Here is a 14,226-nt window from a genome sequence, read left to right as displayed (position 1 = left end):
AAACGCCCGGTTACATTCCGAACCCGGAAGCTAAGCCTCACAGCGCCGATGGTACTGCAGGGGGGACCCTGTGGGAGAGTAGGACGCCGCCGAACAAATTTTGAAGAAAACCCCCGGACCGGGGACACCGGTCCGGGGGTTTTCTGCGTTCAGGGCCCAAAGGGAATTTCCGCGAGAGTATTTCCCGAGAGACTATTTCCTGTGAAGGTGTTTTCCGCGAGGGTGTTTCCCGTGCGTGAGAAAGGGGGCGGTCTCCTGAGGAGACCGCCCCCTTTCTCGTTTCCCGTGATGCGGCTGCTTCGCGGTTACTTCAGGCGGGACGACGCGACGATCGAGACGATGTGCGCCGGCACGAGCAGCCACACGATCGCCGTCACGGCGACGGTCGCGATCCGCGTGGCCGTCAGGTCGCCGAGCGCCAGGTCGACGACCGCGGTGACGAGCAGCAGGATGGTGCACTCGATGCCGTTGACCAGGCGGTGGAGACCCACGGCCGAGGCCAGCCGGCGGATCTGCGCGAGACCGGTGGAGCGCGGGACGACGGAAGCGTCGGTCGCCTTCTCCATGCCGCTGTCCGAGCGGGCCACGTGCACGAGGTCGGAGGACGACTTCAGGAGCAGGACGCCGATCGCCGCGGTCAGACCGGCCACCAGGTAGAGATCGAGGCCGAGTTGGGCGGCGCGGATACCCATGCCCACCATCACGGCGGCATCGGCGAGGTAGGCACCGAGGCGGTCCAGGTAGACCCCGAGCGGGCTGAACTGGCGGCGCCAGCGGGCCACTTCGCCGTCCACACAGTCGAGCAGCAGATACAGCTGCATGAAGACGACGGAGAGAACGGCGCCACCGAGGCCCGGCAGGATCAGGGCGACTCCGGAGAGCATCCCCGCGAAGACCATGATCACGGTGATCTGGTTCGGCGAGATGCGGGTGTCGACGAGATGGCGGGTCACACGCAGGGAGAGGGACCTCATGTAGAGGCGTCCGGCCCAGTGCTCCGCCCGGCTGTCCAACTTGCCCGTGGGGTGGATGACGTTGCGGAGTTCCTCTAGTTGGACTTTGGCCATGCGGTGTTCTCCCTGGCGAGCTTGCGCGTGATCGGATCGGTCGGCTCACAATGCCGTACAGGGAAGAGCATGACGGTGGCCTGGCCGGCGGTGATCGGCAGGGTGGATATCAGATGAGCCCGGTCGTACGCGCGTACTACGGTGACGGCATGAACTCCCATGCCTTCGTGATCCGTTCCATACGTTCCGATGAGTGGCGGCAGGTGAAGGAGCTCAGGCTCGATGCCCTGCGGGATCCCGTCGCGCACCTCGCGTTCCTGGAGACCTACGAGGACGCGGTGTCCAAGTCGGACGGCTTCTGGCAGGAGCGGGCGTCCGGGGCGGCCGTCGATGCCACCGGGCGACAGCAGATCGTGGCCGTGGGCGAGGACGGGGTCTGGGCCGGGTCCGTGACCGTGCTGGTCGAGGAGGCCGGCGTGCCGGACGTGTTCGGGGAGGTGCCCGAGCGGAGCCAGGGACATCTGGTGGGGGTGTACGTGCGGCCCGAGTACCGGGGGAGTCGGGCCGGGGTGACCCGGGGGCTCTTCGACGCCGCTCTCGCGTGGTCCTGGGAGGCCGGGCTCGAGCGCGTGCGGCTGTTCGTGCACGAGAAGAACGGCCGTGCCGAGGCGTTCTACCGGAAGGCGGGCTTCCTGCCGACCGGGGAGACGACGCCGATGCCGGGTGACACCGGCGAGCTGGAACTCGAGTTCGTCATCACCCGGGGGTAGGGCGGCAGCCGGGTCAGACCGGAAGCTCGTACTGGGGCCAGCGGGAGCGGAGCTGTTCGCGGGAGCGGAGGAGAGCCAGCGTCGGCAGGCCGCGAGCCGGGCCCGTGGCCAGGAGATCGGGGAGCTGGGGGAGCGGGGCCACGGCCGCGATGTCGTCCAGGACGAGCGTGAGTGGTGGGTCGAGCCGACCGGAGGATGACCGTTCGGCCATGCGCCGGCCACGCTCGACCACGCTTGAGGCGAGGGCCGTCAGCAGAGGCATGGCGCCGGGGCCGGCCTTGGGGTCCTCGATGGGTTCACCGATCAGATAAAGCGTGCCCCCTTCGTTGACGAAGGAATCCAAGGCGAGGCTGTCATTTCGGTTCGGAGTGCAGGATTCTCGGATGTTGACCGTGGCGAGCGCCGACAGCGCCCGCGCCGTCAGCTCCTGTGCGATGTCCCGGCGTTCGGGGTGGGAGACGAGCGCGGCCTCCAGCTCGCCCGCGGCGCCGGACGCGGCCCTCGGATGCGTGCGCAGGGCCCGTACGGCGTCCTGCACCTGTGAGCCCTGGGCCCAGCGGTGGACGTGGCGGAAGGCCTTGCCCTCCACCGCGGCGGCGTGCAGATAGCTGCGCATGAGTGTCTCCGCGACATCGGCCATCGCCTGGTCCGCCTTGGCGGAGGGGCGCACCGGGGCGAGGAGCGCGACCGCTCTGGCCGCCGCCGTCTCCTTGTCCTCGCAGCCTGTCGCGGGGGACCAGTGGAGCCGGGCCGGGGTGTCGCAGAGGTGGGCCGGGTCGTAGAGGAGGACCGGGCCCAGTTTGGCGCGGGCGTCCTTGGTCTCCGACCAGGTGCGGGGGTCGGAGGTGATGACGAGGGCCGGGCCCTCGGCGTCGAGTACGGCCTGGGCCGCGGTGGGGTGGCGGGTCTCCGCGCCGGCGAGGACGACCGCGTGCGGGGACGTCCACGCGGGCTGCCGCTGGGGTGCCGTGACGGGAGGGGATGCCGTGGCGGGACGGGCCGGTGCGGCCTCGGAGGCGACGGCGTCCCAGCCGCTCTCGGTTCCGTGTGCCTGCGCGGCCGCCTGTCCCTGCGCTTGTGCCTGCGAGGCCGCGAGTCCCTGTGCTTGTGCCTGCGCGGTCAGTTGGCCGTTCCCTTGCCGGGCCGGTTGGCCATTGCCCTGATGGGCCAGATGCCCGTTTCCCTGCTGGGCCGGCTGGTCGGGCAGCCGTTCCCGTGGCGGGGTGCCCGCTCGGTCGCCCTCGGCTGTCCCGCGGGCCGTCTCCAGGGGCTGTGTCGGCAGTGGCCGCTGTTTCGTCCTGGCCGGCGGCACCACCGGATCACGCGTGTCCGCGAACTCCTCGGCCGCGTCCCTGGCCTGCGCTCGTCTTCGCGCTCGTCCCGCCCGCCACCGCGCCATCGTCCCCATCACGAACACGGCGAGGACCAGCAGCACCATCAACTGGCCGATGAACAGGCCCCAGAAGAGGCCGTAGCCCGACAGCTGGGAGGCGGGGGTGTCCGGCCAGGCGCCGGCGATGTCGTGCGGCTCGCCGATCAGGTGACGCATGGCCAGGGGCGTACGGGTGAAGGTGATCGCGTCCGGCCAGGCGCCGCGGGAGAACCATCCCGCGAGGCCTGTCGCCGACCACACCATCAGGGTCATGCCGAGGAGGAAGCCCAGCACCCCGATCAGCAGGCCGTCCGGGATGCCGCCGCCCGCCCCCTCGGACCGGGGGGCGTGGCGGTCGTCGTGCCGGTCGGGGTACTGGCTCATCTCACGCCACCGTGGACTCGGTGGAGCCGTCGAGATCGCTGAGATGCTGCTCCATGAAGGCGGCAGCCCGTTCCTCGGCCTCCAGTTCGGCGGCGCGCATCGCGTCGTCGGAGATGAGGTCGGCGGACGACTGCGTCATCGCGCGGTCGGTGAAGACCAGCGGGCGTTCCGTCTCGGTGATGAGGTGCTTGACCACCTGGACGTTGCCGTTGACGTCCCAGACGGCGATGCCCGGGGTCAGCGTCGGGATGATCTCGACCGCCCAGCGGGGCAGGCCGAGGACCCGGCCCGTCGAACGGGCCTCGTCCGCCTTCTGCGCGTAGATGGTCCGCGTCGAGGCCATCTTCAGGATCGCGGCCGCCTCCTTGGCCGCCGCTCCGTCGACGACGTCCGACAGGTGGTGGACCACCGCCACGAAGGACAGACCGAGGCGGCGCCCGAACTTCAGCAGCCGCTGGAAGAGCTGGGCGACGAAGGGGCTGTTGATGATGTGCCACGCCTCCTCCACCAGGAAGATGCGCTTCTTGCGGTCGGGCCGGATCCAGGTGTGCTCCAGCCACACACCGACGATCGCCATCAGGATCGGCATGGCGATGGAGTTCCGGTCGATGTGCGACAGGTCGAAGACGATGAGCGGGGCGTCCAGGTCGATGCCGACCGTGGTCGGGCCGTCGAACATGCCCCTGAGGTCACCGTCGACCAGCCGGTCCAGGACCAGCGCCACGTCCAGGCCCCAGGCCCGTACGTCGTCTATGGCGACGTTCATCGCCTCGGCCGACTCCGGTTCGGGGTGGCGCAGCTGCTCGACGATGTCGGTGAGCACCGGCTGGCGCTCGACGATCGTCTCGTTGACGTAGGCGTGGGCGACCTTCAGGGCGAAGCCGGACCGCTCGTCGAGGCCGTGCCCCATCGCGACCTCGATGATGGTGCGCAGCAGGGCGAGCTGGCCCGTCGTCGTGATCGAGGGGTCGAGCGGGTTGAGCCGGATGCCCATGTCCAGGGCGGCCGTCGGGTCGAGCCGGATGGGAGTTATCCCCAGCTCCTGCGCGATGAGGTTCCATTCGCCGACGCCGTCCTCGCCCTGGGCGTCGAGGACGACGACCTGGCGGTCGCGGAAGCGCAGCTGCCGCAGGACGTACGTCTTCTCCAGGGCCGACTTGCCGTTGCCGGACTCGCCGAGGACCAGCCAGTGCGGGGCCGGGAGCTGCTGCCCGTAGAGCTGGAAGGGGTCGTAGATGTAGCCCTTGCCGGAGTACACCTCGCGGCCGATGATGACGCCCGAGTCGCCGAGACCCGGTGCGGCGGTGGGCAGGTAGACCGCCTGCGCCTGGCCCGTGGACGTGCGCACGGGCAGGCGGGTCGTCTCGACCTTGCCGAAGAGGAAGGACGTGAAGGCGTCCGTCGCGGCGGACAGCGGATCCCGCATCAGTGCATCAGCCCCTACCTGCGGATTCCGGTGGCGAACGGGAGGGTGTTGACGAAGGCGCGGTGGTGCTCGCGGTCGCACCACTCCAGCTTCAGATACGACTTGCCGGCCGAGGCGCGGATGGTGCGCTTGTCGCGCGCGAGGGCCTCGGGGTTACGGGAGGACACGGTGATGTAGCCGACGAGGTTGACGCCCGCGGCGCCGCTCGCCAGGTCCTCGCCGCGCTGGTCGAGGCGGTTGTGCGAGGCGATGTCGCGCGGGTCGACGGTGCGGTTCATCTTGGCGGCGCGGCTCGCCTCGGCCTCGTCGTTCGTCTTCTCGGTCAGCATGCGCTCGATGGCGATCTCGGTGGGTTCGAGGTCCATGGTCACGGCGACCGTGCGGATGACGTCGGGGGTGTGGACGAGGAGCGGGGCGAGGAAGTTGACGCCCACGGGGGTCATCGGCCACTCCTTCACCCAGGCCGTGGCGTGGCACCAGGGCGCGCGGGTGGAGGACTCGCGGGTCTTCGCCTGGAGGTACGTCGGCTCCATGGCGTCCAGCTCGGCCGGCCAGGCGTTGCGCTTGGTCATCGCCTGGATGTGGTCGATCGGGTGGTCCGGGTCGTACATCGAGTGCACGAGGGAGGCGAGGCGTCCCTGGCCGAGCGGCTGCCGTACGCGGATGTCGGCTTCCTGGAGCCGGGAGCAGATGTCGGTCAGCTCGCGTGCCATGACGACGGCGAGTCCGGCGTCCCGGTCGACCTTGCGTCCGCCCTGCGGCCGTGCCGCCCGTGCCATGGCCTGGCCCTCGGCGGCGAGTTCCCGCGAGTAGTGCATGCAGGCGACGAGGTAGGCCCGGTGCTGCTCGCTGCTCGTGGACACCATCGACTGGAGCTGGTCGTAGGACTGCTGGAGCCATCCGGGGGCCCGCTCGTCGCCGCGCTGGGAGACGTCCTTGGCGTGGGCGTCGGGGTCGGCGGGGAGGGTGCGGGCGAGCATCTGGAGGCGGGTGACGAAGCCGTCGCCGTTCGCCACGTGCTTGAGCAGCGTGCCGAAGCGGTCGACGAGGGCTTCCTGGTCCTCGCTGTCGCGCAGACCGACGCCCGGGCCCTCGATCTCGATGGCGGCGGTGACGGTCCGGCGGTCGGCGTGCAGCAGGACGGCGATCTCGTCGGGTCCGAACGGGGCGGCGAGCCAGGAGATGCGCCCGATCCCGGGCGGCGGACCGATCTCGACCTCCCTGCCGTCGAGGCGGGTGCCGGCCTCCATCACCTGGTTGCGGTACGCCGTTCCCTGGCGCAGGGTCCGCTTGTAGCTGCGGTTGATCTCGAACCACTTGTAGAACGTGCGCCGCTTGTACGGGACGTACACCGCGGCGAGCGCGAGCAGCGGGAAGCCCATCAGCAGCACGATCCGCAGGGACAGCACCGGGACGAGCAGGCCGCACATCATGCCCAGGAACGCGCCTCCGATGATGAGCGCGATCTCGCCGGACTCGCGGTTCCGGCCGACGATCGCGTTCGGCCGGGCGCGGCCGATCAGATATGTACGGCGGGGCGTGATCGGATGGGACAGGTGGGACTCGGTCGTCAACGCCCTTCACCTCCCGTGCGGTTGCTGTTGCGGGTGTTGCTTGCGTGCGGGGTGTTGACCGGGCTGCTGCGCGGCGGCGGTGCGGCGGAGGGGACGGATCCGCCGCCTCCGTTCGGCGTACGGCTGCTGTGCGCGGCCACACCGCCGGACGCCGGGTTGGCGGGGCGGGGCTGGCTGTTGCCACCTCCGCCGCCGTTGTTGTCGGCGCGCGAGCTGTGCGTCTTGATGCCCTGCGCGACCAGGGTGGCCGGCGAGCTGATGACGGCGGCGGCCTTGCTCTCGGCGCCCTGCATGATGCGGTTGTTGCGGGAGCCGGCGATCTCGTCGCCGAAGCCCGGTACGAAGCGGTAGATCATCGCGCTGGCGAAGATGGCGAGCAGGATGATGGCGAGCCCGGAGACGACGGCGGAGAACGCGTCGGGTCCGTTGTCGGAGCTGAGGGCTCCGGCGAGGCCGAGCACTATCACGATGACCGGCTTCACCAGGATCACCGCGATCATGATGCCCGCCCAGCGGCGGACGTGGCCCCACAGGTTCTTGTCGACGAGGCCGGCGTAGACGACGGTGCCGAGCAGGGCGCCCACGTAGAGCAGGGCGGCCCGGATGACGAGCTCCAGCCAGAGGATTCCGGCGGCCAGGATCGAGACCATCGAGACGACGATGAGCATGATGGGGCCGCCGCCGATGTTGCCGCCCTTGTCCAGGGCGCCGGAGAACGTCCCGAAGAACGCGTCCGTCTGGTTGCCCGTCGTCTTGGCGAGCACCTCCGTCACGCCGTCCGTCGCGGAGACGACCGTGTAGAGGATCAGCGGGGTGAACGCCGAGGCCAGCACGGTCAGCCAGAGGAAGCCGATCGCCTCGGACAGGGCCGTGCCGAGGGGGACACCTCGTACGGCCCGCTTCGCGACGGCCAGCAGCCACAGCAGCAGGGTGAGGATCGTGGACGCCGCGAAGACGACGGCGTACTGCTGGAGGAACTTGGGGTTCGTGAAGTCGACGTTGGCGGTGTCGTTCACGGCGGCGGAGAGTTTGTCGATGGTCCAGGAGGCGGCGTCGGCGCAGCCGTTGGCCAGGGAGGACAGGGGGTCCAGCGTGGACCCGACACCGGGGTCGGTGGTGAGACCCGACTTGCCGGATCCCTTGGTGCCGCTTTCGCAGTACTGCTTGGCGGGGCCGATCAAGAGATGGCACGAGTCTTTGGAAGGCGACGGCGACGGCGTCGGGCTCGGTGCCGCGGCGGCACGGGTGGCGAGCAGGACGGCAGCGCTCTGTACGGCGGTGACGACAGATGCGAGCTTGAGGACACTGCTTCGGCTACCGGGCATACGTGAACCCTCCGTACTCCTCGACGGCCTTGCTGATCTCGTCGGAGGTGGCGGCTTTGTCGTCGCCGGGGACCGGGGCGGGCCCGTCCGTCTGGGCGTCCGCCACGATCTTCCAGTCTCCGTTGTCCCACTGGAGCTCGAAGGTCCAGGTCTTCCAGGTCGAACTGACCGGATCGGTCGACGTCTCGCCGGACATGCCGATGAGGCCCATGTACCAGACCGAGACCTTGGCGCCGGACGCGTTGTACTGCCCGACCTTGGTACCGACAGGGACCGTGCGCGAGACGAACGTGCTGCCCGCCGGCGGATTGCCGCTCGCGTCGAGGCCCAGCTTGCTGAGGAAGTCCGTCGAGTACGCCTGGTCCATCGGTCCCTGGAGCCGGGCGACGGCAGCGGACGTGTAGATGGCGCCGACGATGTCGTGCCGCGTGGCCGTCTTGAACATGGCCGTGGAACCCAGAGCCACCGCATAGTTCGCGGCAGCGCTCTGTGCTCCCTCGTCCGTGTGGGCGAAGCCCGACGGGATGCCGGCCGTTTTCGAGGTCACCGGGTGGTTGCCGGAGGCCGCCGTGGGGGATGTCTTCGCCTTGTCACCGCTGCTGTCGCCCGGCGAGGCCGCGTCGTCCCCGCGGTTCGCGAAGGCGATGGCGGCGATGAGCAGGACGACGACGCCGACGACCGTGACCAGGCTCCGCGAGGAGGATCCGCGTCCGCGCCGCGCGCCGCCGTAGACGTCGCCCGGACGGTCGGGCAGGCGGGTGCGGGTCTGGCCGGAGCCGCCGTACCCCCCGTCCTCGCCGCGCGGGCCGTCGCCGTACCCGGGTTCGTCACCGAGACTCATGCCGCGTACGCCCCCTCAATCTCTCGCTGAACCACGTAGTACGACGGTAGCCGTGCTGGTTCCCGTGCGGGCGCGGTGTGGTGACTGGACATCAGGGAGTTGCAACCTCAGCCGGTGGGCACGACGGACGGACGGATGGATCGGAGGAGCGAGAATCCGGGCGCGCCCGGCCGGGTACTGGCGGCGCGCCGGGTGCGGCGCGGCCCGGCCGGGCTACACGGCCATGCCGTACACGATGGTGAAGAGCGTGCCGAGGGATCCGATGATGAAGACCCCCGTGAGCCCGGCGATGATGAGCCCCTTGCCCTGTTCGGCGCTGAAGGTGTCTCTGAGCGCGGTGGCGCCGATGCGCTGTTTGGCCGCACCCCAGATCGCGATGCCGAGGCAGAGCAGGATGGCGACCGCCATCACCACCTCGACCATCACCTTGGCTTCGTTGCCCAGGCTGCCGAAGGGGCCCCAGTCCGGGGCGATTCCACCGATGATTGTGTTGATGTCGCCCTTGTCGGCTGCGAAAAGCATGTAAGTCACCGCCCCTAGTGGGTAGTTCTGCACCCCCTGCCACTGCGCGCAGAGGTCGGGCCCATTCTCGCCGACAATGACGCCTTCGTATGTCGACTTGACGTCATTGGTTGGCGGGATTCGTGCGAATTCCTTGGCACCGGCGTACGCGGGACCCTCGCGGGAGGCGTACGGCGGTGTACGAAGAGTCGTATCGTCACTCTGTGTATCACGGGTGGTCACGACGGGCAATGAAGTGGAAGCGGAACCTGGCGCGTGGTTCCGTCGTTGTCCCCTTCTATGGTTCGCGCGCGGGGTGAATTCGAACGGACACGGCTGCGCCGGAAGGCTTCTGACGGTGCGTCGCGCCGGTGTTCCCCGGGTCGCCGGGTCCGCGCCGGGTGGACGCGGTACGGCGGGCCGGTGGGAAGAGGGCGTGAGCGGGGCGGGCACGCGGAACGGGCCGCGGCTGGTTGCCGCGGCCCGTTCACGGGGTGGTGCCGGGGAACCCCACGTCTCCCGGCGGCCGCCCACACTCCGGAGGTCAGCCGGTGAAGGCGGTGACACCCTCCGGGGTGCCCCAGCCGGTCGGGCTGTCGTAGCCCGTGGTGGCGGTGCAGAGGTAGCTGGTGGTGCAGGTGCCGTTGTTGCCCGAGGTCACGTCGTTGAGCGCCGAGGTGCCGGCCTTCGTGTACGCGGGTGCGCCGCCGGTGCGGTGTCCCCGGCGGTGGGCCGAGCCGGCCCGCCGACGACCATCCCTTGTTGAGTACGCGACAACAAGAGGCTTGTGGAAGCCTTACCTCCGCCTTACTGAACGCGGCAGGCGCGTGACCTTCCCGTGACTCCCGGATGGCTGGAGGCTGACGGTCGCTTGACCCGACTCACAGCTCGTTCAGGGGAATCGCACTGGTGACGGCGCCGCGCTCGGCGGAGCGCCGCGCGCTTCCGTGGCGGCCACGCTCACGTCATGGCCTCACGGCCTCATGAGCGGCCTTCGGTGGGAGCCGGGGGCCGTTCGTCCTCCAGGCCCTCGACGAAGTGGTCGAACTCGCCCGCCTGGACCCCCAGGACGAACGCGTCCCACTTCCTGCGGGTGGTGGTGACGACGTTCTCCGGGTCGCCGGTCTCCCGGATGTGGACCAAGTCGTCCTCACCGAAGGCGATTTCGATCCAGGGGCCGGGACCGGTCGCGTCCTCCGGGGCCGCGCGCACCCAGTCGAGGTCCGGGGGGATGTCAGTCACGGGGGCGTTCCTCCTTGAGCGCACCCAGGAGGGAGCGGAAGGCCGCAGGCGCGGCGGTGAGTATCGCTCCGCTCGGGTCACCGGATTCGGTGAGACGGATCGCGCCGGATGCGCGCTCTCCGGCCACGTGGACGCAGGCTTCCCCCTCGCCGCAGTACGAGGACTTCTGCCAGGTGGGCGTGAGCATCGCGGACTCCTTCACAGGTCCTTGAGGATGTTGCGGATGAAAGTCTGCGACTCCTCGGGCGGGAGGGCGATCGTTTCCATGCGGTCGAGCAGTACGCGGTACTTGTCGAGCTGGGCCTCGGAGTCGAGCAGCGCCGAGCCGTGCGACTGGTCGAGGTGCACCGTGTCGAGCTGGGGGACCGCTCCGTGGGCGTACAGGATCGACTGCCCGGACCCGGGGTAGGCGCCGGCGGAGAACGGGATGACCCGGACCGTGACGTGCGCGCGCTCGCTCATGTCGAGGATGTGCCGGAGCTGCTTCCGCGTGACGGAGGGACCGCCGAACCGCATGCGCAGGGCGGCTTCGTGGATGACGGCCCGGTATGCCGTGGGGGAGTCCTTGAAGAGGACGGTCTGACGCTTGATCCGGAACGACAACCGGTGCTCGACGTCGGGGGGCGAGAGCTCCGGTACGACCTGGCGGAAGACCTCGCGGGCGTGGTCGTGGATCTGGAGCAGCCCGGGGACGTGAGCGGTGACCGCGGCGGTCAGGCGGGTGGCGTGATGTTCCATCTCGGCCAGGTCGATCAGCCCGGCCGACAGGATCTCCCGGTACTCCTCCCACCAGCCGCGGACGCGCTCGGTCGCCATGTGGCCGAGCGCGTCGACGAGAGCCTTGTCCTCGCAGTCGTAGTGGCCGGCCAGGGTGCGTACCCGCTCGGGGCTCACCCCCGCGCGTCCGGCCTCCACGTTGCTGATCTGGTTCTGCTGGACGCCGAGCAGTCTTCCGGCCCGGGTGGAGGTCAGACCCGCGCGCTCCCGGAGCTTGCGCAGCTCGGCACCCAATCGGAGTTGACGACCCGTCGGGTTGCTTCTCACGGGTCAGGCCCGCCTTTCTCACGCAGCAGGTCACCCACTCGGGTGATAGATCATCACTTTCACGGGAATCGTGTAAGGCCTTTTATTTGTGCCGCTACCTTATTGCTGGGACCCCGCCCGGAAGTACCCCGCTCGACGGAGCGGCCGCGGTCACCGGGCACTGTAGCGACGCGAGACCAGTCAACTCCCCTCCGTGATCGGAGACTTTCATGGCCACCGTATCCCCGCCCTGGTCCTACACCCTCCAACTCCCGCACGATCCCCGCTCCCCGGGGATCGCCCGTGCCACCCTGCGTGCCGTGCTCGCGGCCCGCGGGCTCACCGGACTGACGCCGACCGCCGAGCTGTTGGCCTCCGAACTGCTGACCAACGCCCATCTGCACGCGCCCGGTCCGTACGCCCTGCGCGTTCTCTCGGCGGAACCGGACCGACTGCGGGTCGCCGTCTGGGACTCGGACCCGGCCGTCCCGTCGGGATTCCGGGAGGGTCCCTCCGGCGGCCCGCCCGCGCACGACGACGAACACGGCCGGGGGCTGCACCTCGTACGGGCCTGCGCCGACGCGTGGGGGGTCTCCGTGCTGCGCGAGCTGGGGGCGTCGCGGGGCGGGAAGCTGCTGTGGGCGGAGTGCCGCCACTCCGGGGGAGCACGGGACTGAAGCGGCGCCCGGTGATTCCGGGGCCGGTGGGCCCGGCCGGGCGCGGGTGGCCGGGCGGGGTCGGCGTTCACAGGTGATACTCGGACTGGTCCGAGGTTTGTCTCACCCGCTTGCGGCAAGGTGAGGGGCGATGAAGAGCATCCGCATCACCCGTCTCCCGGGATTCCGGCGGTCCGCCCTGCTCGGTGCGGCTCTCGTGCTGCTGGCGGTGACGTCCTCCTCCATCGCCGCCGCGGACGACGGACCCGGGCCGTTCGGCGTGACCGTCCGGGCCGCCGAGAACAGCCGGAGCGTCCGGGTGGGCGCGCTGTTCCACGGGAGCGCCGCGAGCGGTGGTGCCGGCGGACACTTCTGCACCGCCTCCGTCGTGCGCAGCGAGGGACGGGACCTCCTCCTCACGGCCGCCCACTGTCTGGACGGCGAGGCGGAACTGTCCTTCGCGCCCGGCTACCGGGACGGCAGGGCGCCGTACGGGTTCTGGGACGTCCAGGGCGTGTTCCTCCCCGAGGGGTGGAGGCGGGACCAGGACGAGGACAGCGACGTCGCCTTCGCCGTCCTCGGCACCCGCGACGGCGAGGAGGTCGAGGACGTCGTCGGCGGCGGGAACGCCTTCGCCGCGCACCGCGCCACCGGGGCCACCGCCGTCACCGTGACCGGATACCCCGGCTCCCTCGACACCCCCATCACCTGCACCGACAAGCCCGGCGCGCAGAGCCGTACGCAGCAGCGCGTCGCCTGCCCCGACTTCGCCGGCGGGACCAGCGGCAGTCCCTGGGTGAACGGGGACGGTGCGGTCGTCGGCGTCATCGGCGGCCACGAACAGGGCGGGGACACCGACGACGTCTCGTACAGCGCCGTGTTCGGCACCGAGGCCGAGGAGCTCTACCGCGTGGCCGCCCTGGCCGGATAGCACCCCTGCGCGGGGACGTCCCGCTCCGTCCCCGCGCGCGACAACCCCCTCGCACAGGAGCCCGCCTCTACACTGGCCGCGGCGGACTCCTGTGCGGCGAGGGGCGGTTGACGGTGCGTAAGGCCTGGATCGTGGCGACCGCGGCCGTGGGCGCGGGGATGGGCTTCGTGATGGTGCTCGTCGTCGGGGTCTACCTGGTCGCCGGGAACCTCGCGGGCGGCATCGGCGGCGGTTCGGTCGGGCTCGCCAAGGGCGCCGTACCCGCCGCGTACCAGGCCCTCGTACAGAAGTGGGGCAACCTCTGCGCCGCGATCAATCCCGCCCTGCTCGCCGCCCAGCTCTATCAGGAGAGCGGATTCAATCCGAACGCGAAGAGCCCGGCGCAGGCGCAGGGGATAGCGCAATTCATTCCGGGGACCTGGGCCACACACGGGGTCGACGGCGACGGGGACGGCGTCCGCGACGTATGGAACCCGAATGACGCGATTCCGTCGGCCGCCTCGTACGACTGCGAGCTCGCCTCCTATGTGAAGAACGCTCCGGGAAACCCCACCGAGAACATGCTCGCCGCCTACAACGCGGGCGCCTACGCGGTCATCAAGTACCGGGGTGTGCCGCCGTACGCGGAGACCCGGAACTATGTGAAGACGATCACCACGCTGGCGAAGAGCTTCGCGGCCCCGGTGACCCGCGTGGACCCCTCGAAGCAGGCCGCGGCGGCCATCACGTACGCGCAGAAGAAGCTCGGCACGCTCTACCTGTGGGGTGGCAACGGCACGGCTGACCAGGGCGGACGGTTCGACTGCTCGGGTCTGACCAAGGCCTCGTACGACAGTGTCGGGGTGAGCCTGCCGCGGGTGGCCAACGACCAGTACAACGCGGGGCCGCACCCCAAGCGGGAGGAACTGCTGCCCGGGGACCTGGTCTTCTTCTCGGACGACCTCACCAACTCCCGCGCCATCCGGCACGTGGGTATCTATGTGGGCGGCGGATACATGATCGACGCTCCCCGGCCCGGTGCCGTCATCCGGTTCGACCCCATCGACACGCCCGACTACTTCGGGGCCACCCGGGTGACGGAAGATGGCGCGAAAGCATTGCCCACTTCGGTATGAATCCACCCCTTGATCTGCGGCGATATCTCTCTTCGATAACGTGTGCGTGATCATTCCGT

14 protein-coding genes, 1 rRNA gene and 1 pseudogene are annotated in these 14,226 nt (G+C 70.0%); 5 read left to right on the top strand and 11 right to left on the bottom strand.

What is annotated here, in order from left to right; translation table 11 throughout:
- Positions 1–95, top strand: a 5S ribosomal RNA gene (gene rrf, locus ACFYW9_RS10975); the annotation flags it as partial.
- Between the two features lie 210 nt (positions 96–305).
- Here rrf and ACFYW9_RS10970 read toward each other — a convergent pair.
- Positions 306–1,067, bottom strand: a complete 762-nt coding sequence (locus tag ACFYW9_RS10970) for a CDP-alcohol phosphatidyltransferase family protein (RefSeq protein ID WP_389147583.1) — start codon at positions 1,065–1,067, stop codon at positions 306–308.
- Positions 1,068–1,216: 149 nt separating this feature from the next.
- Between ACFYW9_RS10970 and ACFYW9_RS10965 the strand changes: the two genes are divergently transcribed.
- On the top strand, positions 1,217–1,777 hold the full coding sequence (locus tag ACFYW9_RS10965; protein ID WP_351860364.1) for a GNAT family N-acetyltransferase: 561 nt from the start codon (positions 1,217–1,219) through the stop codon (positions 1,775–1,777).
- Positions 1,778–1,790: 13 nt separating this feature from the next.
- On the opposite strand, the gene ACFYW9_RS10960 is transcribed toward ACFYW9_RS10965, so the two are convergent.
- From ACFYW9_RS10960 to ACFYW9_RS10915, 10 genes and pseudogenes are all read right to left on the bottom strand, one after another.
- Positions 1,791–3,533, bottom strand: a complete 1,743-nt coding sequence (locus ACFYW9_RS10960; RefSeq protein ID WP_389147579.1) for a type IV secretory system conjugative DNA transfer family protein — start codon at positions 3,531–3,533, stop codon at positions 1,791–1,793.
- A 1-nt stretch (position 3,534) separates the two neighbouring features.
- Positions 3,535–4,959, bottom strand: a complete 1,425-nt coding sequence (locus ACFYW9_RS10955) for an ATP-binding protein (protein ID WP_389147576.1) — start codon at positions 4,957–4,959, stop codon at positions 3,535–3,537.
- Between the two features lie 14 nt (positions 4,960–4,973).
- Positions 4,974–6,533, bottom strand: coding sequence for an SCO6880 family protein (locus ACFYW9_RS10950; protein WP_389147573.1), 1,560 nt, complete (start codon positions 6,531–6,533; stop codon positions 4,974–4,976).
- Positions 6,530–7,858 (bottom strand): hypothetical protein, encoded by a 1,329-nt coding sequence (locus ACFYW9_RS10945; protein WP_351860357.1) that lies wholly within the window; start codon positions 7,856–7,858, stop codon positions 6,530–6,532. Before ACFYW9_RS10945 ends, ACFYW9_RS10950 begins: the two co-directional genes overlap by 4 nt.
- On the bottom strand, positions 7,848–8,699 hold the full coding sequence (locus ACFYW9_RS10940; protein ID WP_389147568.1) for a hypothetical protein: 852 nt from the start codon (positions 8,697–8,699) through the stop codon (positions 7,848–7,850). The genes ACFYW9_RS10945 and ACFYW9_RS10940 overlap by 11 nt, the downstream gene beginning before the upstream one ends.
- A 213-nt stretch (positions 8,700–8,912) precedes the next feature.
- Positions 8,913–9,221, bottom strand: coding sequence for a hypothetical protein (locus ACFYW9_RS10935; protein WP_037622434.1), 309 nt, complete (start codon positions 9,219–9,221; stop codon positions 8,913–8,915).
- 523 nt (positions 9,222–9,744) lie between these two features.
- Positions 9,745–9,894, bottom strand: a pseudogene (locus tag ACFYW9_RS10930) (peptidase S8); the annotation flags it as partial.
- 287 nt (positions 9,895–10,181) lie between these two features.
- Positions 10,182–10,442 carry a DUF397 domain-containing protein gene (locus ACFYW9_RS10925; RefSeq protein WP_389147564.1) on the bottom strand — a complete coding sequence of 87 codons (261 nt, stop codon included), beginning with the start codon at positions 10,440–10,442 and terminating at the stop codon, positions 10,182–10,184.
- Complete coding sequence (locus ACFYW9_RS10920) at positions 10,435–10,629, bottom strand: DUF397 domain-containing protein (protein ID WP_389147561.1); 195 nt, start codon at positions 10,627–10,629, stop codon at positions 10,435–10,437. The genes ACFYW9_RS10925 and ACFYW9_RS10920 overlap by 8 nt, the downstream gene beginning before the upstream one ends.
- An 11-nt stretch (positions 10,630–10,640) precedes the next feature.
- Positions 10,641–11,486, bottom strand: coding sequence for a helix-turn-helix domain-containing protein (locus ACFYW9_RS10915; protein ID WP_389147558.1), 846 nt, complete (start codon positions 11,484–11,486; stop codon positions 10,641–10,643).
- A 209-nt stretch (positions 11,487–11,695) separates the two neighbouring features.
- Here ACFYW9_RS10915 and ACFYW9_RS10910 point away from each other — a divergent pair, with 209 nt between their 5' ends.
- The 3 genes from ACFYW9_RS10910 to ACFYW9_RS10900 all read left to right on the top strand — a co-directional run bounded on the left by ACFYW9_RS10910 (position 11,696) and on the right by ACFYW9_RS10900 (position 14,167).
- Complete coding sequence (locus tag ACFYW9_RS10910) at positions 11,696–12,142, top strand: ATP-binding protein (RefSeq protein WP_389147555.1); 447 nt, start codon at positions 11,696–11,698, stop codon at positions 12,140–12,142.
- Between the two features lie 130 nt (positions 12,143–12,272).
- Entirely contained in the window at positions 12,273–13,052 is a 780-nt protein-coding gene (locus ACFYW9_RS10905; protein ID WP_389147552.1) for a trypsin-like serine peptidase, read from the top strand.
- A 113-nt stretch (positions 13,053–13,165) separates the two neighbouring features.
- Entirely contained in the window at positions 13,166–14,167 is a 1,002-nt protein-coding gene (locus ACFYW9_RS10900) for an NlpC/P60 family protein (protein ID WP_389147549.1), read from the top strand.
- Positions 14,168–14,226: the final 59 nt, after the last annotated feature.

Origin of the sequence: Streptomyces sp. NPDC002698, assembly GCF_042888945.1 — a bacterium.
In the GTDB taxonomy this organism is placed as follows: Bacteria; Actinomycetota; Actinomycetes; order Streptomycetales; family Streptomycetaceae; genus Streptomyces.
This window is presented reverse-complemented; position numbering and strand designations above follow the sequence as displayed.

Bases quoted from the DNA above. Each gene is read 5' to 3' on its own strand.
- ACFYW9_RS10920 (WP_389147561.1), bottom strand. From the start codon at position 10,629: ATGCTCACGCCCACCTGGCAGAAGTCCTCGTACTGCGGCGAGGGGGAA.
- ACFYW9_RS10965 (WP_351860364.1), top strand. From the start codon at position 1,217: ATGAACTCCCATGCCTTCGTGATCCGTTCCATACGTTCCGATGAGTGG.
- ACFYW9_RS10935 (WP_037622434.1), bottom strand. From the start codon at position 9,221: ATGCTTTTCGCAGCCGACAAGGGCGACATCAACACAATCATCGGTGGA.
- ACFYW9_RS10945 (WP_351860357.1), bottom strand. From the start codon at position 7,858: ATGCCCGGTAGCCGAAGCAGTGTCCTCAAGCTCGCATCTGTCGTCACC.
- ACFYW9_RS10955 (WP_389147576.1), bottom strand. From the start codon at position 4,959: ATGCGGGATCCGCTGTCCGCCGCGACGGACGCCTTCACGTCCTTCCTC.
- ACFYW9_RS10905 (WP_389147552.1), top strand. From the start codon at position 12,273: ATGAAGAGCATCCGCATCACCCGTCTCCCGGGATTCCGGCGGTCCGCC.
- ACFYW9_RS10940 (WP_389147568.1), bottom strand. From the start codon at position 8,699: ATGAGTCTCGGTGACGAACCCGGGTACGGCGACGGCCCGCGCGGCGAG.
- ACFYW9_RS10960 (WP_389147579.1), bottom strand. From the start codon at position 3,533: ATGAGCCAGTACCCCGACCGGCACGACGACCGCCACGCCCCCCGGTCC.
- ACFYW9_RS10970 (WP_389147583.1), bottom strand. From the start codon at position 1,067: ATGGCCAAAGTCCAACTAGAGGAACTCCGCAACGTCATCCACCCCACG.
- ACFYW9_RS10910 (WP_389147555.1), top strand. From the start codon at position 11,696: ATGGCCACCGTATCCCCGCCCTGGTCCTACACCCTCCAACTCCCGCAC.